The 19,344-nt window shown below is 73.2% G+C and carries 11 protein-coding genes; 4 read left to right on the top strand and 7 right to left on the bottom strand.

Annotation, left to right across the window (positions count from 1 at the left end):
* Positions 1-132 precede the first annotated feature (132 nt).
* On the bottom strand, positions 133-930 hold the full coding sequence (locus ADK64_RS21080) for a rhomboid-like protein (RefSeq protein WP_053661297.1): 798 nt from the start codon (positions 928-930) through the stop codon (positions 133-135).
* Positions 931-1,151: 221 nt separating this feature from the next.
* Between ADK64_RS21080 and ADK64_RS21075 the strand changes: the two genes are divergently transcribed.
* The 4 genes from ADK64_RS21075 (at position 1,152) to ADK64_RS21060 (ending at position 7,912) form a co-directional block, all read left to right on the top strand.
* Positions 1,152-1,829, top strand: a complete 678-nt coding sequence (locus ADK64_RS21075) for a spermidine synthase (protein ID WP_053661296.1) — start codon at positions 1,152-1,154, stop codon at positions 1,827-1,829.
* 113 nt (positions 1,830-1,942) lie between these two features.
* Entirely contained in the window at positions 1,943-2,683 is a 741-nt protein-coding gene (locus tag ADK64_RS21070) for a response regulator transcription factor (protein ID WP_053661294.1), read from the top strand.
* The gene (locus ADK64_RS21065; protein WP_078992760.1) at positions 2,680-3,795 is read left to right on the top strand and encodes a HAMP domain-containing sensor histidine kinase; all 1,116 of its coding nucleotides are present in this window, start codon (positions 2,680-2,682) and stop codon (positions 3,793-3,795) included. The genes ADK64_RS21070 and ADK64_RS21065 overlap by 4 nt, the downstream gene beginning before the upstream one ends.
* 304 nt (positions 3,796-4,099) lie before the next feature.
* Positions 4,100-7,912 (top strand): multifunctional oxoglutarate decarboxylase/oxoglutarate dehydrogenase thiamine pyrophosphate-binding subunit/dihydrolipoyllysine-residue succinyltransferase subunit, encoded by a 3,813-nt coding sequence (locus tag ADK64_RS21060; protein ID WP_053661290.1) that lies wholly within the window; start codon positions 4,100-4,102, stop codon positions 7,910-7,912.
* 84 nt (positions 7,913-7,996) lie between these two features.
* On the opposite strand, the gene fxsT is transcribed toward ADK64_RS21060, so the two are convergent.
* The 6 genes from fxsT to ADK64_RS21030 all read right to left on the bottom strand — a co-directional run bounded on the left by fxsT (position 7,997) and on the right by ADK64_RS21030 (position 19,338).
* Positions 7,997-10,999, bottom strand: coding sequence for an FxSxx-COOH system tetratricopeptide repeat protein (fxsT, locus tag ADK64_RS21055; protein WP_053661288.1), 3,003 nt, complete (start codon positions 10,997-10,999; stop codon positions 7,997-7,999).
* Positions 11,000-11,074: 75 nt separating this feature from the next.
* Positions 11,075-12,352 carry an aKG-HExxH-type peptide beta-hydroxylase gene (locus ADK64_RS21050; RefSeq protein ID WP_053661286.1) on the bottom strand — a complete coding sequence of 426 codons (1,278 nt, stop codon included), beginning with the start codon at positions 12,350-12,352 and terminating at the stop codon, positions 11,075-11,077.
* The gene (locus ADK64_RS21045) at positions 12,349-12,627 is read right to left on the bottom strand and encodes a hypothetical protein (RefSeq protein WP_159046309.1); all 279 of its coding nucleotides are present in this window, start codon (positions 12,625-12,627) and stop codon (positions 12,349-12,351) included. Before ADK64_RS21045 ends, ADK64_RS21050 begins: the two co-directional genes overlap by 4 nt.
* A 91-nt stretch (positions 12,628-12,718) precedes the next feature.
* Positions 12,719-15,988, bottom strand: a complete 3,270-nt coding sequence (locus ADK64_RS21040; protein ID WP_053661282.1) for an SAV_2336 N-terminal domain-related protein — start codon at positions 15,986-15,988, stop codon at positions 12,719-12,721.
* 7 nt (positions 15,989-15,995) lie between these two features.
* Positions 15,996-17,018, bottom strand: a complete 1,023-nt coding sequence (locus ADK64_RS21035; RefSeq protein WP_053661281.1) for an AAA family ATPase — start codon at positions 17,016-17,018, stop codon at positions 15,996-15,998.
* A 187-nt stretch (positions 17,019-17,205) separates the two neighbouring features.
* Positions 17,206-19,338, bottom strand: a complete 2,133-nt coding sequence (locus ADK64_RS21030; protein ID WP_078992767.1) for a trypsin-like peptidase domain-containing protein — start codon at positions 19,336-19,338, stop codon at positions 17,206-17,208.
* Positions 19,339-19,344 lie beyond the last annotated feature (6 nt).

Genomic DNA, 19,344 nt, shown 5'->3' with positions numbered 1-19,344 from the left:
CAACTTGAGCTATGCCGACTCAATGTTGTAGCCGTGGGGATTGTTCCCTGCATTGTGTTCGCTGTCAGCGATCAGGATGTTCGCGCAGGCCAGAGCACCCGGAAGGGGGTGTGGTGGAGTCGTGCGCGAGCTTCAGGCCGGCCTCGTCCAGCGGCGCACCAGCGGCCAGCTCGCCACCCCGAGGGTCAGGGCGATCAGATGGCCCCAGTCCGTCATCGGGTCCGCGAACTCCGTCAGGTCGCTCAGCAGGAGGGCGGCCACCAGGGTGAGCAGGGGCCAGCGGAACCACGGGCGAAGGAGGCCCGCCAGGGCGCCGGTGCTCGCGGCCACGCCGAAGCTGATGCCGTAGTCGAGGCGGTGCAGCGAGGTGGTGGGCAGATGGCCGACCAGGACGGCGAGGCCCACCGGGATCTCGGTCGCGAGCGTGGCCAGGACGTGCCCGCCCAGGAACACACACGCGGCCCGTGCCCCTCCTATCCGTCTCTCCAGCGCGGTGAGCACCAGCAGGAAGGCGGCGACGTACGGCGAGAGGATCCCGCCCGCGATCCACAGCGCGCTCGCCAGCAGCACCACCGCGGGCGTGCGCACCAGGTGGGCCACGTCCGTGCTGGAGTCCTGGTAGAGGCTGTGCATCAGCCCGGGGGCGGCCACGGCCGCGACCGCGGAGGTGACGGCCAGGACGGCCGCGTAGGCGAACGTGAAGGGCGTGCCGGCCGGGGTCGGCAACAGTCGCCACAGCCATGCGCCGAACGGGGCAGGCGGTGCCTCGACGGGAAGGGGAGCGGGAGTCGCGGTGCCGCGCTGGCGCGGCATGCCGTCCAGCAGGCCCGGGAGCACGGAGGCCGGGGCGGCGGCGACGCCGTCGGACAGGGGCGTGCCCGCCGGGGGCGGGGACGTGGCCGCCGCAGGGCCCGTCGCGGTCCGTTCCACGATGAGGCACTCCTTCCGTCGCGCCCCACCATTGAGTGTGAGGTGGGCCGCTGTCTATGACCGGCGCCACGCGAGAGCCGATTCACAGCAACCTCCTACGTTCCGCCGGCGTCCGCACCCCGGCATACGGCCCGCACTCCACACCACCCCATGCCCCACGAGGCCGTCCCGTCATCGGCAATTCCCGTGAATGACGGGGCTCGTTCAAGCAGGATGGGGGCATGACTGCCGTGTACGACTCTCCCGTGGTCCTCGACCGGCGCGACGGCCCGTACGGCGAGGTGGTGCTGCGCAGACACGGCGCGCTGCTCCAGATCATCGCCAACGGGTGCTTCCTGATGGACACCTCCGACGGGCGCTCGGAACGGCTGCTGGTCGACGCCGCGTACGCCGCGCTCGACGGACGGCCGCGGCCATCGGTGCTGATCGGCGGCCTCGGCGTCGGGTTCTCGCTCGCACACGCCGTCGCGGATCCGCGCTGGGGGCGGATCACCGTCGTGGAGCGGGAGCCCGCCGTCATCGCGTGGCATCGGGAGGGACCACTGGCGGAGGTGTCCGCCGGGGCACTCGGCGACCCACGGACGGACGTCGTACGGGACGATCTCGTTGCTTACGTGAATGAGACATGTGACACGTTCGACGCGCTGTGCCTGGACATCGACAACGGACCCGGCTGGACCGTCACGGACGGCAACGGGAGCCTGTACTGTCCAGCCGGACTCGCGGCCTGCGCAAGGGTGTTGAGGCCGGGCGGGGTACTCGCGGTGTGGTCGGCCGAACCCTCTCCGGATTTTGAAGGAACCTTGCGGAATGCCGGGTTCCGGCAGGTGCGTACCGAAGAGGTCCCCGTTGCCCGGGGCGTTCCGGACGCCGTGCACCTCGGGGTCCGACCTGGATAGCGACAGCACGGTGCATCCCCGTAATGTGCTGCCCTGACGCGGATCATTCAAGCGTCAATAGCAGACATGGGATCACCCCACTGGTTCCGGAAAGCAACAAGCAGGGGCGGGCGATGGAGCAGACACACACCTCCCAGAGCGGCGCGGCGACGAGCACCCAGGGCGCCCAGCGCCGGGTGCTGGTCGTCGAGGACGACCCCACGATCGTCGACGCCATCGCGGCCCGGCTGCGCGCCGAGGGATTTCTCGTGCAGACGGCGTCGGACGGTCCGGCAGCCGTCGACACGGCCGAGGCCTGGCAGCCCGACCTGCTGATCCTCGACATCATGCTGCCGGGCTTCGACGGACTCGAGGTCTGCCGACGGGTGCAGGCACAGCGGCCGGTGCCGGTGCTGATGCTGACCGCGCGGGACGACGAGACGGACATGCTGGTCGGTCTCGGGGTCGGCGCGGACGACTACATGACCAAGCCGTTCTCGATGCGGGAGCTGGCCGCACGCGTGCATGTGCTGCTGCGCCGGGTGGAGCGGGCGGCGCTGGCCGCCACCACCCCGCGCTCCGGCATACTGCGCCTCGGTGAGCTGGAGATCGACCACGCACAGCGCCGGGTGCGGGTGAAGTCCGAGGACGTCCACCTCACGCCCACCGAGTTCGACCTGCTGGTGTGCCTGGCGAACACCCCGCGTGCGGTGCTCTCCCGGGAGCAGCTGCTGGCCGAGGTGTGGGACTGGGCGGACGCCTCCGGGACCCGGACCGTCGACAGCCACATCAAGGCCCTGCGCCGGAAGATCGGCGCCGAGCGGATCCGTACGGTGCACGGCGTGGGCTACGCCCTGGAGACACCGACGCCATGAGTGGCGACGGGCGCCAGGCCGCACGGAGGAGCCCCGGGGAGGACCCCTGGGGCGGTGTGCGCCCGTTCTCGATCAAGACCAAGCTGGGCGCGCTGGTCGTCATCGCGGTGCTGATCACCACAGGGCTGTCGATCGTCGCGGTGCACACCAAGACGGAGCTGCGCTTCATCACGGTCTTCTCGATGATCGCCACGCTGCTGATCACGCAGTTCGTGGCGCACTCGCTGACCATGCCGCTGGACGAGATGAACACGGTGGCGCGGTCGATATCGGAGGGTGACTACACCCGCCGGGTACGCGAGAGCCGCCGGGACGAGCTGGGCGATCTGGCCCAGACGATCAACGTCATGGCGGATGAGCTGGAGGCCCAGGACCGCCAGCGAAAAGAGCTGGTCGCGAACGTCTCGCACGAGCTGCGCACGCCCATCGCGGGCCTGCGCGCGGTGCTGGAGAACATCGTCGACGGGGTCACCGAGGCCGACCCCGAGACCATGCGCACGGCCCTGAAGCAGACCGAGCGGCTGGGCCGGCTGGTGGAGACCCTGCTGGATCTGTCCCGGCTCGACAACGGCGTCGTACCGCTGAAGATGCGCCGTTTCGAGGTGTGGCCGTATCTCTCGGGCGTGCTGAAGGAGGCCAACATGGTCGCCTCGGCGCGGGCAGGCATCGCCTCGGGCTCCGGGAGCCACACCCGCACCGACGTCCATCTGCACCTGGACGTCTCCCCGCCGGAGCTGACCGCGCACGCGGACCCCGAGCGCATCCACCAGGTCGTCGCCAACCTGATCGACAACGCGGTCAAGCACAGCCCGCCGCACGGCCGGGTGACGGTGAAGGCGCGGCGCGGGCCGCAGCCCCAGTCGCTGGAGCTGGAGGTCCTGGACGAGGGTCCGGGCATCCCGCGCTCGGAGTGGCACCGGGTCTTCGAGCGCTTCAACCGGGGCGCGGTGACCCGGCCGCACGGACCGGGCAGCGACGGCGGTACGGGCCTCGGTCTGGCGATCGCCCGCTGGGCGGTGGATCTGCACCGCGGCCGGATCGGTGTGGCCGAATCCGATCGCGGCTGCCGGATCATCGTCACCCTTCCGGGACTGTCCTCCGTTCCAAATTGACGTAAAGTTCGAACCGGAAGCACAAGATCCATGAGTGTCCGCGCCCTTTGCCGCGCAGTTGGACACGTGTGATCAGGAGCAGGCCCGTCCCGCGCGTCGAACGCGGAGCCGACGGGCCCGGCCCGGTGCACCCTCTGACATGCGGAACCACGCTTGTTTCCCGCCATATCAAGCCCCGAAACAAGATTTCCGGTGTGACTTACGCGACGATGAACGGGCTCGACCTGACCTTCACGGTCTTGGGGGCGTAGCCTTTATTTCCGCTGTCCATCACCTTGTGAAGCGGAAGAGGGCGGTTGCCGCCGTGTCGCCACAGTCCCCCAGTAACCCGAGCGTCTCGACCGACGACCAAGCCGGGAAGAACCCCGCAGCTGCGTTCGGTCCGAACGAGTGGCTCGTCGACGAGATCTATCAGCAGTACCTCCAGGACCCGAATTCGGTAGACCGTGCCTGGTGGGACTTCTTCGCCGATTACAAGCCGGGGGCGCCTGCGACCCCGGCTCCGGCGGGTACTGCGGCCGCGGGGGCCGCAGGGACCACATCCCCGGCCCCTCAGGCGCAGCCCGCGCCCGTGGCCCCGCAGGCGGCCGCTCCGGCGCCCGCCGCCCCGCAGCCCGCCGCGGCCCCCGCCCCGGCGCCGGCTCCCGCGGCTCAGGCCCCGGCCCCGGTCAAGCCGGCGCAGCCCGCACAGGCGCCCGCTCAGCCGAAGCCGAAGGCCGCCCCGGCTGCCCCGGCCACCGAGGCCCCCGCGGGCCCGGAGCTGGTCACGCTGCGCGGCCCGGCCGCCGCCGTGGCCAAGAACATGAACGCCTCGCTGGAGCTGCCGACCGCCACCTCGGTCCGCGCGGTCCCGGTGAAGCTGCTGTTCGACAACCGCATCGTCATCAACAACCACCTCAAGCGCGCCCGGGGCGGGAAGATCTCCTTCACGCACCTCATCGGGTACGCGATGGTGCAGGCCATCAAGGCCATGCCGGCGATGAACCACGCGTTCGGTGAGAAGGACGGCAAGCCGACCCTCATCAAGCCGGCGCACGTCAACCTCGGCCTGGCCATCGACCTGGTGAAGCCCAACGGCGACCGCCAGCTCGTCGTGGCCGCCATCAAGAAGGCCGAGACGCTGAACTTCTTCGAGTTCTGGCAGGCCTACGAGGACATCGTCCGCCGCGCCCGTGACGGCAAGCTGACGATGGACGACTTCACCGGTGTCACGGTCTCCCTGACCAACCCCGGCGGCCTCGGCACCGTCCACTCGGTCCCGCGTCTGATGCCCGGCCAGTCCGTGATCATGGGCGTCGGCTCCATGGACTACCCGGCGGAGTTCCAGGGCACCAGCCAGGACACCCTGAACAAGCTCGGCATCTCGAAGGTCATGACGCTCACGTCGACCTACGACCACCGGGTGATCCAGGGCGCCGCCTCCGGCGAGTTCCTGCGCGCCGTCGCCAACCTGCTGCTCGGCGAGAACGGCTTCTACGACGACATCTTCGAGGCCCTGCGGATTCCGTACGAGCCGGTCCGCTGGCTCAAGGACATCGACGCCAGCCACGACGACGACGTCACCAAGGCCGCCCGCGTCTTCGAGCTGATCCACTCCTACCGGGTCCGCGGCCACGTCATGGCCGACACCGACCCGCTGGAGTACCAGCAGCGCAAGCACCCCGACCTGGACATCACCGAGCACGGTCTCACCCTGTGGGACCTGGAGCGCGAGTTCGCGGTCGGCGGCTTCTCCGGCAAGTCCCTGATGAAGCTGCGCGACATCCTCGGCGTGCTGCGCGACTCGTACTGCCGCACCATCGGCATCGAGTTCATGCACATCCAGGACCCCAAGCAGCGCAAGTGGATCCAGGACCGCGTCGAGCGCCCGCACGCCAAGCCGGAGCGCGAGGAGCAGCTGCGCATCCTGCGCCGGCTGAACGCCGCGGAGGCCTTCGAGACCTTCCTGCAGACGAAGTACGTCGGCCAGAAGCGCTTCTCGCTGGAGGGCGGCGAGTCCGTCATCCCGCTGCTGGACGCGGTGATCGACTCCGCCGCCGAGTCCCGCCTGGACGAGGTCGTCATCGGCATGGCCCACCGCGGCCGGCTGAACGTGCTGGCCAACATCGTCGGCAAGTCGTACGCGCAGATCTTCCGCGAGTTCGAGGGCAACCTCGACCCGAAGTCGATGCACGGCTCCGGCGACGTGAAGTACCACCTGGGCGCCCAGGGCACCTTCACCGGCCTGGACGGCGAGCAGATCACGGTCTCGCTGGCCGCGAACCCGTCCCACCTGGAGACGGTCGACCCGGTCATCGAGGGCATCTCCCGTGCCAAGCAGGACATCATCAACAAGGGCGGTACGGACTTCACGGTCCTGCCGGTGGCGATCCACGGCGACGCGGCCTTCGCGGGCCAGGGCGTGGTGGCCGAGACCCTGAACATGTCGCAGCTGCGCGGCTACCGCACCGGCGGCACGGTCCACGTCGTCATCAACAACCAGGTCGGCTTCACCGCGGCCCCCGAGTCCTCGCGTTCCTCCATGTACGCGACGGACGTGGCCCGCATGATCGAGGCCCCGATCTTCCACGTGAACGGCGACGACCCGGAGGCCGTGGTCCGCGTCGCGCGGCTGGCCTTCGAGTTCCGCCAGGCGTTCAACAAGGACGTGGTGATCGACCTCATCTGCTACCGCCGCCGCGGTCACAACGAGTCGGACAACCCGGCCTTCACCCAGCCGCTGATGTACGACCTGATCGACAAGAAGCGCTCGGTGCGCAAGCTCTACACCGAGTCCCTGATCGGTCGCGGCGACATCACCCTGGAAGAGGCCGAGCAGGCCCTGCAGGACTACCAGGGCCAGCTGGAGAAGGTCTTCACGGAGGTCCGCGAGGCCACCTCGCAGCCGGCCGCCGAGGGCGTCGAGGAGCCGCAGGACGGCTTCCCGGTCGCGGTCCCGACCGCGATCTCCTCGGAGGTCGTCAAGCGGATCGCCGAGTCCCAGGTCAACATCCCCGACTCCTTCCACGTGCACCCGCGTCTGCTGCCGCAGTTGCAGCGCCGGGCGACGATGGTCGAGGACGGCACGATCGACTGGGGCATGGGCGAGACCCTCGCGGTCGGCTCCCTCCTGCTGGAGGGCACCCCGGTCCGCCTGTCCGGACAGGACTCCCAGCGGGGCACCTTCGGCCAGCGCCACGCCGTGCTCATCGACCGTGAGACGGGCGAGGAGCGCACCCCGCTCCAGTACCTCTCCGAGGACCAGGCGCGCTACAACGTCTACAACTCCCTGCTGTCCGAGTACGCGGTCATGGGCTTCGAGTACGGCTACTCGCTGGCCCGTCCCGACGCCCTCGTGATGTGGGAGGCGCAGTTCGGCGACTTCGTCAACGGCGCGCAGACCGTGGTCGACGAGTACATCTCGGCGGCCGAGCAGAAGTGGGGCCAGATGAGCGGCGTCACGCTCCTGCTCCCCCACGGCTACGAGGGCCAGGGCCCGGACCACTCCTCGGCCCGTGTCGAGCGCTTCCTCCAGCTCTGCGCCCAGAACAACATGACGGTCGCCATGCCGACCCTCCCGTCGAACTACTTCCACCTCCTGCGGTGGCAGGTGCACAACCCGCACCACAAGCCGCTGGTGGTGTTCACGCCGAAGTCGATGCTGCGCCTGAAGGCCGCCGCGTCGAAGACGGAGGAGTTCACGTCGGGTCAGTTCCGTCCCGTCATCGGCGACGCGACGGCGGACCCGGCGGCGGTCCGCAAGGTCGTCTTCGTGGCCGGCAAGCTGTACTACGACCTGGAGGCCGAGCGTCAGAAGCGCGGCGTCACGGACACGGCGATCATCCGCATCGAGCGGCTGTACCCGCTGCCGGGTGCCGAGCTGCAGGCCGAGATCGCCAAGTACCCGAACGCCGAGAAGTACCTGTGGGCGCAGGAGGAGCCGGCGAACCAGGGTGCCTGGCCGTTCATCGCGCTCAACCTGATCGACCACCTGGACCTCGCGGTCGGCGCGGACGTCCCGCACGGCGAGCGGCTGCGGCGCATCTCGCGTCCGCACGGCTCGTCGCCGGCGGTGGGTTCGGCCAAGCGTCACCAGGCCGAGCAGGAGCAGCTGGTGCGTGAGGTGTTCGAGGCGTAAGCCTCCGGCGGTTCAGCCGAACACCGGGGCCCGGTGCCGAGTTCTCACTCGGCACCGGGCCCTTTCGCCTGCCCCCGGGGCACTTCAGCCCAGGTACGCCTCGAAGTCCCAGTACGGCCGCACCCGTTGGCGGGCCGAGATGGTGTGGGTGTGCTGGGCGCCCAGGGTACGGGTGAGGGTGAGGAGGGCGTCCTCCTCCAGTTTTCCGGCCTCCTCCTGTTCGTGCACGGCCCGCAGGTCGGCGGCGAGGGCGACCTGGCAGGACAGGGTGAGCGGGTGCTCGTGGCCCAGGACGTGCCGGGCCCGGCGCAGGGTGTCCCGGCTCAGTTCGCCCGCCTCGGGAAGCCGGCCGTTGAAGTTGCGGGCGGCGGCCGTGTTGAGGGCGCAGCCGAGCACCCACGGGTGGTCGGCGGTGAGGGTGGAGGTGAGCCCGGCCAGCGCGGCCTCCGACATGGCCAGCGCCTCGGCCCGCTCACCGGCCGCCTGCATGACGAGCGCGGTGTTGGAGAGCATGCCGGTGGCGACGGGGTGGGCGGGGCCGAGCAGCGACCGGTAGCCGGCCTCGGCCTCGTCGATCAGCTCGCGGGCCCGGCTCAGATCCCCGTGCTCGCGCAGGTAGTTGCCGTAGGCGGTGAGGAACGACAGGGTGCGGTAGTGCTCTCGGCCGTGCAGCTGGGCGAGCTGGTCCAGCAGGGCGGCCATGCCGGCGCTCACGTCCTGGCCGGCCCCGCCCTCCCGGCGCCGGCACAGGGCCAGCTGGACCCGGGACTCCAGGGTCTGCGGGTGCTGCGGGCCGAGCACCTGCACATGGAGGCGGACCAGCGGCTCCTGGCGGGCCAGGGCGTCCCGGTACCGGCCGAGGAGTCTGAGGTCGTGCGCCACCGCGCTGCCGGAGTTGAGGGTGCTGATGTGCCGGGCGCGCAGCACGTTCTCGCGCAGGGAGAGGGTCTCCAGGTCGAGTTCGTAGGCCTCCGTGTAGCGGCCGAGCAGCCGCAGGCCGACGCCCAGGTTGTGCCGGGCGACCAGGGTCGCGGCCTCGTCGGGGCCGAGGAGCCGCTCGTGGCCGTCCAGGACCTGCCGCTGGAGGGCGTACGCCTCCTCGTAGCGGCCGAGGAAGCGCAGGTCGCCGGCGACGGAGCCCTGGGTGATCAGTTCGGCGAGTTCGTCGGGTCCGGGGGTGGACTGCTGCAGCCCCTCCAGGAAGCGGCGGTCCAGGTCGTAGGCCTCGCGGAACCGGCCGCTGGCCCGCATGATGAAGCTCTCCGTCCGGGTCAGGTCGAGCATGGCCGGCTCCAGCGGGTCCATGGTCCGCGACCACCGGTCGCGGATCTTCCGGGCCAGTTCGAGGCCGCTGTTGTACTCGCCGCTGCTGCGGCAGTACTGCAGGCAGTTCAGGACGGTGGCCCGGACGCGGGGCTGGCCGCTGCTCAGCGCACCGGAGGGTTCCAGGTGCGGCAGCAGTTCGGCGTAGCGCGGCCAGTTGCGGCTGTCCGCCGGGTTGCCGGGGTCGGCCTCGGCGAGCAGGGTGCGTACCGCCCGGCGGTGCAGGGCCCGGTTCTCCTCACTGGTCAGCTTGGAGACGATGTCGTGGACGAGCCGGTGCATGTGGACGGACTCCTGGTGCGGGCCCATGTCCGCGCCCAGCGGGCCGCGTGACTCCCGGGTGAGGACCGAGTAGTTGACGAGGGTGTCCAGGGCCCGGGTCCAGGCGGGCAGATCGGTGGCCATCCAGCGCAGTTCCTCGGGGAGGTCGGTCTGCGGGTAGGCGCGGATCAGGCCGAGCGGGATGCGTCCGGGGGCGAAGGAGGTGCACAGGCCGAGGACGTCGATGGTCTGGGGCTGGGAGCGGCGCAGCCGGTTGAGCAGTATCGACCAGGAGGTCATGGAGGACTGCGGGAAGCCCTCGCCGGTGGCGGGCTCGTCGACGGTGGACAGCCGGCGCTCGCGCACCATCCGCAGGTACTCGGGCACCTCCATGCCGGACTCGCCGAGCCAGGAGGCGGCCTGCACGAGGGGCAGCGGTACGTCACCGAACTCGGCGGCGACCTCGTCCGCCTCGACGGCGGTGATGTGCGGGGCGCGGCGCATCAGATAGCCGGTGGACTCGGCGCGCAGGAAGGCCGGTACCTCCACGACGTCGGTGTACTCGGTCCAGGCCCGGTTGCGGGAGGTCACGAGGACATGGCCGGGGCCCTGCGGGAGGAGGGCGTTGATGCCCTCGGAGTCGTCCCAGCCGTCGAAGACGACCAGCCAGTTGGCGTACGGTTCGCCCCGGCGCAGCGCGTCCCGGACGGCGCGGATGCGTTCGCCCGGCTCGCTGCCGATGGGCAGGCCGAGTTCCACGGCGAGTTCGCCGAGGCGGTCGCGCTGGATGTTGCGGTCGTCGGAGTTGACCCACCAGACCATGTCGTAGTCGGTGCTGAAGCGGTGCGCGAACTCGGCGGCCAGCTGGGTCTTGCCGATGCCGGACATGCCCAGCAGGGTGCAGGCGGAGGCGCCGCGCTCGGCGTCGGACAGCCGCTGGTGGATCTCGTTGAGCATGTCGTCGCGCCCGGTGAAGCGCGGGTTGCGGCGCGGGACCTCGCCCCAGATGTCGGAGCGGTTCTCCGGGTAGCGGACCCGGCCGCCGGGCAGGCTGCGCGGGGTGCGCCGGCGCTCCAGGCCGAGCCGGCTGAGCAGGCGTTCCTCGGCGGCCTCCTCGCCGAGCGCCCAGAGGCTGGCCGGTTCGAGGACGGCGGTGGCGGGCAGCAGCGGCCGGTTGGTGAGGTTGACGGCGGCGAAGCGGTCGGCGTGGTGGGCGACGAAGCCGCGCAGGACGTCGTTCCACTCCCCCGCCGGGCGCGGGCCGAGTTCGAAGAACCAGTCGTTGAGCACCAGCAGTACCCGGCCGCTGGACAGCAGCAGGTCGTCGAGCGAGTCCTCCAGCGGGACCTCGCGCGGCGGGTCCCAGCGTTGCAGGGTGGCCCGCTGGCCGTGGCGTTCCAGGGTCTGGGCGATCCAGGCCGCCCATGAGCGGTGGTAGCCCGGGAAGACCACCAGGAAGTGCTGAGCCGCACCGTCCGTGTCCGACCGCCGCTGTTCCGCCATCGCCGCTCCTGTTCCCGTGCCCGACTCCCGGACGAGCGCCCGCCTAACCTAGCGCAGTCAACCATGTACGAGCTGTCACCCGGAACTTCGGGCCGCCGCGCCGAGACCGGCGTGGTGCCGTTCCATCTCCTGGACGAACTCCCTCCCGGCACAGGTCAGTTCATCGGATTCTCGGAGGATGGACAAGGCTTTGCCGACCTGATCCCAGTGGGTGTCGAACTGACGCTCGGCACGATCCCGCCAGCCGTACGCGAGCACGGGCCCGTTCCTGGCCCGGCGCCACAGGTCGGCGAGCGCGAGATGGGCGTAGACGCCCTGGAGCACGCCGGGCACGGGGCGCGGATCGGGGCGCCAGCCCACCTGGTGGCGGGCGCCGCCCGGCCGGTACAGCGGGACCAGTTCGTGCAGGGTGGCCAGCTTGGTGTGCTGGGTCTCGTGGACCAGGGTCTCGGCCAGGTCGCCCGCGTCCTCGGGCAGCTGGCTGAGCAGTGCGCCGGGGGCGGCCCGCAGGGTGGCGCTCATCGGGGGTCCGCCCGGCCGTCCGGACGGCGCCAGCGGCACCACCGCGCGCAGCACCGCCCCGGTCTCCGCGGCCCGGGCGGGATCGGTCGCCGACAGCAGCGCCCGCGCGGCCAGCCACCGCGCGGCCCACGCCGCGGGCTCGGAGTGCGGGCGCCGGGCGGCGGGCAGCGCCTCGGGCCCGATGCCGGGCGCGGGCACCCGGTAGGGGTCGAGGTCGTCGAGGAGTATGGCGCTGCCGGGCAGCTCGCGCAGGCCGAGCCAGCCGGTGCCGCCGTGGGCCGGCCGGTGGGCGCCCGGCGCGGAGCGGCCGAGCCGCACCTCGGCGGCGCCGGCGGCGTCCGTGACGCGCACCAGTCCGGGCCGGCCGCCGAGCAGGGCCCGGCGGGACGGGCAGCACAGCACGCCGAGGCCGGGCAGCACCAGACGGCCCGAGGGCACCGCACGTTCCCCGTCGACCGGGCAGCCCGCGCGCACGGCGGCGGCCAGGGCCAGCCCGGTGAGATACGCCAACTGCCCCGCCAGGCCGGGGCCTTCCTCGGCGGCGAGTGCGGCACCGAGCCAGGCGCCGGTCATGGGGTAGTCGACGAGGCCGCGGACCGCCGCGGGGTCGGCACGCTCCGCCCGCTCCAGCAGCGCCCAGTCGGCCTCGAAGCGGGTCCGGACGGCCGGCGCGAGCGACGCCCGTGCCCGTTCGACCCGGACCAGGACGGCCTTCAGGAGCAGCAGGCGACGCGCGTGGAGTGCGGCACGCAGTGCCGCGGTGCCCGCGGGCGCGGGCCGGGTCGTCGCGAGTTCCCCGACGGTCTCGGCGGACACCGGCGCCGGGGTCATCCCCGGTCGTCCTCACCGGGGTCGCGTGCGGCCACTCCGGCCGGAAACGTACGGTCGCCGGGCGGGGTCCCGTGTCTCCCGGTGCCCTCCTCGCCCACGTACCAGACCTCACCGAACTCCCGGGCCCGGCACAGGACGTCACCCACCACCGCCATGAGGCCCGGATCGTCCATGGCACGCAACGTCCGCAGGTCGATGTCGGTGAGGTCGGGCAGCAGCACGGCCCCTACGCGGTCCTCACCGGGACCGGCCGCTCCTTTCCCGTGGTCCGCCACCCTCGGCTCCTCCCTGCCGGTACCCGCCCCGCACGGCCACAGCGGCTGCCCAGTTCTTCCCGACACAGGGGAGTCAGAAACACCGAATCGATCAACTCCGCTCACGGTCGAACCAGTTGGGCCACTCCTCGGTCCATGGGTACCAAGGAGGCGCGAGCCGGCCCCACTCCGCCTCCGGCATCCCCCGTGCGTCATCCCACCGAACCCCCTCCGAGTCCAGGACCGTCTCCGCCCTCCTGGTCTCCTCGACGTCCGCCCAGTCCATCTCGCGCAGCGCCCCGGACAGCCGCTGCCACTGCTCCCGCGCGGCCCCGTAGGCGCCCCGCGCCGCCGCCGGCCGGCCCATCAGGGCCAGCACCGCGGCGCTGCCGTGCCAGGCCCGGGCCGCGGTCACCGAGCCGGGATCGGCGCCGTGCGCCGCCCGGGCCTCCCGCCCCGCGTTCTCGTAGGCCTGGAGCGCGTCCATGAGCACCGGCGCCCCCGCGTGGTACCAGCCCTCCAGCCGCACCCGCCCCAGCTGGAGCCACACCTCCGCGCGTACGGCCGCGTCGGCGGCGGCACGCAGGGCCTGGCCGAGCAGATGGCGGCTCTCGAACAGGTCGGGCAGGAAGCCGAGATGCCGGAACCGCTGGGCGAGCGCGCTGCCGACCAGCCCCTGGAGCCGGCCGCGCTGGGCGGAGCGGGCCGGCAGCACCTTCAGCGCCTCGCGCAGCACGTACTCGGCCCGGTCGACGATCTGTGCGCCGCCCTGTGCCGAGGCCCGCCGCAGCAGCGACTCGCCCCAGCCGGTCAGCAGCCGGCAGCGCAGGGCACTGTCCGCGGGGGCGAGCAGCGCGGCCCGCTCGTAGGCCGCGTCGGCCTCGCGGCCGTGCCCGGTCTCGTCCTGGAAGGCGGCCAGCGCGGCCAGGCAGGGCAGCAGCAGCCCGGGCTCGTCCCCGGCGGCCCGCTCGGCCCGCTCCAGCACCGCGCGCGTCTCGGCGTCCTCGGCCCCCGCGGCCCGCAGCGCCCGCGCCAGATCGAGCAGCGCGGGTGCGCGGACCGTGTCGGAGGCCTCTTCGAGGTCCAACAGAGCGCACCCTTCCCTGAGTTCGGGCACAGCGGCAGCGGAATGCCGCAGCTCCAGCAGGATCCGGCCACGCAGCAGCAGCCGGGCCCGGTGCATGGCCACGCCCCAGTCCTCCCGGCCGGCCTGGGCCCGCTGCGGGTGCTGCGGGACCGGAGCCTGCCGGCCGTGTTGCGCGGCCTCGGCCGCCCGGCGCGGCCGCGAGCGGGCCCAGGCGCGGGCCCGCTCCGCCAGGTCCGGCCACGGCGCACGGTCCGGGTCGAGGGCCTCCAGCGCTGCCGTGAGCTGCTCGGCCTCCGCCGTCAGCTGCCACAACTCCCGTCGGCAGGAGGCCAGTTCGAGGGCCGACTCGGCCCACTCCCGGCTGTCGGCGGGGGCCGTCGTATGCGCCGCGGCGAGTTCGGTCACGGCCTGGCGCAGCAGCTCCTCGCGCCGGCCCGCCGCGCGTACGGCCGCCGTGCCCGCCTCGGCGCGCAGCACCCGGCCGAGCAGCAGCCGGGCCCGTACGACGTCCAGCGGGTCGGCGTCCGCGCCGGTCACCGCCGTACGGGCGAGGTCACAGGCCTGTCGCAGCACCTCCGGGTCGCCCCGGCGCCGCCACTCCTCGAACAGCCGGCCGCCCTCGGCGAGCGGGTCGACCGCCGGGCTCTCGGGCCGGTAGAAGCGCAGCACCCGGGCGGGGACGCGGGCGAACAGCTCGGCCTCGACGCCGCCGCTCCCCTCCTGCGTACCGGCGTCCTCGGGCAGCGGCCCCGCGCCTCCGCCGGGGTCGCGGTCGCCGAGCCGGGCGGCGGCGAGCGCGGCGAAGTTCCGGGTGCCCCGGCCGAAGTGCCGTTCCACATAGGCCGAGCAGTGCTTGAGGACGAGCCCGGCGGCGTCCTGGTCGAGCGAGGCGAGCAGCAGGTCCTGCACCCGGCCCGGGTAGACGAAGCACGGCTGGTCCTCGGTCCCGGGCAGTTGCCGCAGCAGCCCGCCGAGCAGCACCTCGGCCAGCTCCATGGGCCCGGTGTCGGGCAGCATCGCCCGCTGGACCAGCTGCATCACGGGCAGCGTGAGCGGGGCCGCCGCGAGGTACACGGCGAGGCGCAGGGCCCCGGGCGAGGCACCGGCGCGGAAGGCGCGCAGCAGCTCGTCGTCGCTGGGCGCGTACGCGCCGACGGACGAGGGCGGAGCCGTACGGGGGCCGGTGAGCGCGGCCCAGGCGCGCGCGCTGGTCGGGCCGGCGCCCGCGAGCAGCCGGGCGAACGCCCCGAAGGCGTCCGGGGTGGGCTGCAGGACCGGCACCGGCCGGGCGTCCGGGGCCGGTTCCTCCCACGGCTCGTCGTCGGGCAGGAAGACGAGGCGCCCGCCGACCTCCGCCTGGCGCACCAGCACCCCCGGTTCGGCGGGCAGCGCCGTACGGCCCCACAGGCGGGGCGGCAGCGGCTGGACGACGGCGAGCGGGGCGGTGCGCGGCCAGGTGTGCAGCAGCCGTTGGGCGCTGCCGTCCTGCCACAACGGGCCCACGCAGTCGCTGATGACGAAGGTGACACAGCGGCCGGTGGGGTCGTGCAGCTCGTCGGCCGGACGCAGCCGGGTGTGCCGGCCGGGACCGGCGGTCGTACCGACGAGCGGGACGGCCGATTGCCCGGCATGTCCGGCGTACAGCTGGTGCACACGGACGGAGGCGAACGCTCCGGACTGCTGGCAGGCCTGGCGCAGCTCCTCGACCAGCTGCCCCCAGACCGCCATCGCGGGCCCGGTGTCCATCAGGAGCTGGACGTCACAGCGCCGACGGCGGCCGGGCCGGGTGACGGGGAGCAGGATGCCGCTGAGGGCGGCCCGGTCGGCGGTGGCCTCCTCGTCGATCCGCTCGTCCTCGCCGCGGGCCGAGCCGGGCCGGTAACGGCCGAGGGCACGCAGCGCCTTCTCCAGGCCGAGCAGCCCGGGCAGGGCGCCGGCGGCGGGGGCGCGGACCGGGAACCCGGCGGGCCTGCCCTCGGCGGCCGGGCGCCCGGGGTCGGGGCCCCCGGTGCGGGTGTGCAGCAGGACGGGGGCGGCGGAGGGCTCCCCGCGCCGCGTGAGCGGGCCGGGTCCGGGATCCGGCGAGGCGGGGGCGGGGGACGCCGGCTGCGGCAGCGGCGGGACCGCCCCGGGCGGGTGGCCGGGCCCGGCCACGGCCGGCCCGGGTGCATCGCGCGCCGGGCCCGCGCCGAGCCGCCGGGCCAGCCAGAGCGCGTCCGCCACGTCCTCCACGGTGAGGTCGAGCCCGCCCTGGCGCAGCTTGCCGATCAGCTCGTCCAGACCCATGCCGGGCATCGGGCCATCACCTCGTACGGTCGAGCGGCTGCATGAGCATCTCGGCGATGCGCTCCCGGGTGAGGCTCTGCGCGCGAGGGTCGTGCCGGGTGAGGAAGAGGGCGTTGAGCAACTGGTCGGCGGCGAGCACCTCGCCCGGCTCGCGCTCCAGGAACCTGCGGATCAGCTCGGTGCCCGCGGCGACGCCCTCCGGACCCAGGTGCGCCTCGACCATCGCGGTCAACTGCTCCTCGCCGGGCGCCTCCAGCTCCAGCTGGATGCAACGGCGCAGCAGCGGGGCGGGGAAGTCGCGTTCGCCGTTGGAGGTCAGGACGATCACCGGGAAGGCGGTGCAGGCGACGCGCCCGCCGTGCACGGCCACCCGGTCGCCGTCGTGCGTGAGCACCTCGACGACGGGCTCGCGGTCGGCCAGCCGCTCCAGCTCGGGGATCGCGAACTCGCCCTCCTCCAGCGTGTTCAGCAGGTCGTTGGGCAGGTCCAGATCGCTCTTGTCCAGCTCGTCGATGAGCAGCACGCGCGGCTCGGCGGCGGGCAGCAGCGCGGTGCCGAGCGGCCCGAGCCGGACGTACGACCCGATCCCGGAGGCACCCGCCGGGGCCTCGCCGCCCCGGGCGCGCTCCAGCTGGACGTCCTGGAGGCGGCCGATCGCGTCGTAGCGGTACAGGCCGTCCTGGAGGGTGGTCCGGCTGACGATCGGCCAGCGCAGCACCTTGCCGAGGCCCAGTTCATGGGCGATCGCGTAGGCCAGGGTCGACTTGCCGGTGCCCGGGTTGCCGGTCACCAGCAGGGGCCGGCGCAGATACAGGGCCGCGTTGACGGCGTCGACCTCGGCGGGCCGGGGCGCGTAGCTCTCCACCATCCGGCGGCGCACGCCGAGCCGGCGGGCGCTGCTGGGGTCCTCCGGACCGGACGCCCCGTCGCCGTCGTTCTCCCGGGACGCCGCGAAGTCACGCCAGGGCGGCGGCGCCGGCAACCGCCGTACGCCGTCGTGCGGCTGACCCACTCCGCGGTAGATCCGCCAGTCGTTCACCTTGGGCTCCTCCCGGCTCTGGTGATCATGCAGCGGGTCCCGGTCGTCCGGCCTACGAGGCTACCGCCGCCGGGGCGTGCCTGCCGAGGTTCGGGGTGCCCGGGTGTTCACTTCCGGCCGGACCAACGCCCTTGCGGATCAGTCGGGTTGACGGGGCGTCCGGATACGGCGGCCGGTCCGGACCGGGTCAGCCGCCCGGCCCGGCCGACGGCGGCGGACGCATCGCCTCCGCACCGTACGGCGGCCGGTCCGGCGGGTCGAAGAGCACGGCGATCTTGCCGCGCAGTCCGTGCGCGCGGGCGGTGTCGGGGTCGGCCAGGCGGATGCGCAGGTCCCGCACCGGGCCGTGCAGAGCGCCCGCCTGCCCGGCGGCCGCCAGCAGTTCGGCGGCCTGCCCGTGAAAGACCCCGCACTCCTCGTGGTCGTGCCGGTCCCGGCGCCACAGCACCACCGAGTGCCCGGCCATCAGCGCGTCCTTCATCGCGGCCTGCCCCTCTCCGCTGCCGACGGGCCCGCAGTACACCGGTACGGACGCGTCGCCCATCGCGGACAGGGCGCCGTAGTACGGATAGCGGCCGCCGGGGCGGGCACCGGGCGGATGCCCCACGGCGGGCGGCCGCCCGTGCAGCGTCTCGGCCGCCAGCGGCCCGCACCGAACGCCCTTCCAGCGCCGGCGCCACTCCGGGGAGGGCGGCAGCGCGTTGCGCCGGACGTCCCGGACGACGACGGTCCGCCGCATGCCGAGCGGCATGGCCCGCTCGTCCACGAGGTCGTCCTCGTCGTCCTCACAGCCGTCTTCACCACGAGACCGCTCCGGCAGCAGTTGCCAGTCGTCCACGGGCAGGTCGAACAGCCGACGCGGCAGGAACACCTCGATCGCGGCCAGGTGCTCCCCGTGATCGCCCTGGCTCAGCGCCCGGGCCAGCGGCTCCCGCAGCACCCGCACCAGCTCCTCGGCGCGCACGCCCCGGTCGTCGGCGGCGACGGGGGTGACGTCCTGACCGTCGTAGATCAGCTGCACGCTCCAGGGATGACGGCCGTCGTACATGGCGGCGCCGACCTTGACGAGGACGTCGGTACGGGTGCCAAAGGCCCCGGTGACCGGGGCGGGGACGGTTGCGGGCGCGGGCGTCGTCCGTGCCGGCTGACCGGCGTCGACCTCCAGGAGGGCGCGGATGGCCTCGCCGACCGCCCAGTGGCGGTGGCCGGCGGCCTGCCCGGCGATCCAGTCGGTGAACGCCCGCAGCCGGCCCGGATCCGCCTCCCCGGCGCGCTCCGAGGCGATCGTGCGGGCCGCCTTCGCCGCATACAGCAGGACGGCGTCCAGATCGACCAGCGTGCCGCCGCCGCCCGGCTCCAGCGTGCGCAGCCCGTACAGCAGTCCGGCGCCCTCGCGCCAGGTCCGTGCGTTGCGCAGCACCAGGGAGCGCAGGCGTTCGCCGCGCACGTGCTCCTTCACGTCCTCCACGAGGTGGACGACCTCGCCCGCGCCGCTCGGCGGCGGCAGGTGCGCGAGATGGCCGTACAGCCGGGTGCGCAGTTCGGGGGTGATGCCGGTGACCGCGGGCGCGTGGCCGGGCAGTTCGGCCTGGAAGGAGGTCCAGTCGGGGTACGCCGTGGAGGCGGCGCGGTCGTCGAGCAGACGCAGATGGTGCAGATCGTGCGCGCGGAGCACGTCGCGCACGATCCGGCCGCCGTCCCTGAGGTCCAGCAGTTCGTACAGCGCGGTGACCGGGACGGCGACGCCCTCCTCCGGCCGCCGCCCCTTGATCACGCCGATCACCGAACCGTGCCGCAGATCGAGCACCGGGCCGCCGGACAGGCCGCCGACCGGCAGGCTCCCGGCGAGCAGCAGGGCCCGGGCGTCGGAGCCGGCGAGTTCGCCGTCGCCGTGCCGGATGCCCAGCTCGCCGGTCTGCACGGACCAGCCGTAGAGCCCGACCGGGGTGCGCGGGCCCGCTTCCCGGTCGCCGAGCCAGAGGCAGCGCACGTCGTCGGCGCCGGTGACCCGGACGAGCGCGAGGTCGGGGAACGGCCAGCGGTCCCGTGGGGCCTGCGCGGCATCGGGGCGGGGGGCGACGAGTACGGCCGTACCGGTGCCGGTGCGGTCCGCCCAGCCGTCGGCGGCGGAGCGCTCCTGCCAGGTCACGCTCATGGCGCTCTCCCCTCGGCACACCGCGGCTCCCCCCTTCCCCACGACATGCGCGCACGTCAACAGCCACCCGGGAGCGACGAAGAACCCCGACCCCCAGTACGGGTCACGGTCCGTTGCATACCCGTCACCCGGTGCGCCGATGCGTGCGAGCGAGGGGCGCACCATCGCGGC

It is taken from the genome of Streptomyces sp. MMG1121, from assembly GCF_001280015.1.
Taxonomy (GTDB): domain Bacteria; phylum Actinomycetota; class Actinomycetes; order Streptomycetales; family Streptomycetaceae; genus Streptomyces.
Note: the sequence above shows the minus strand (reverse complement) of the source record. Positions and strands in the feature narration are given on the sequence as shown.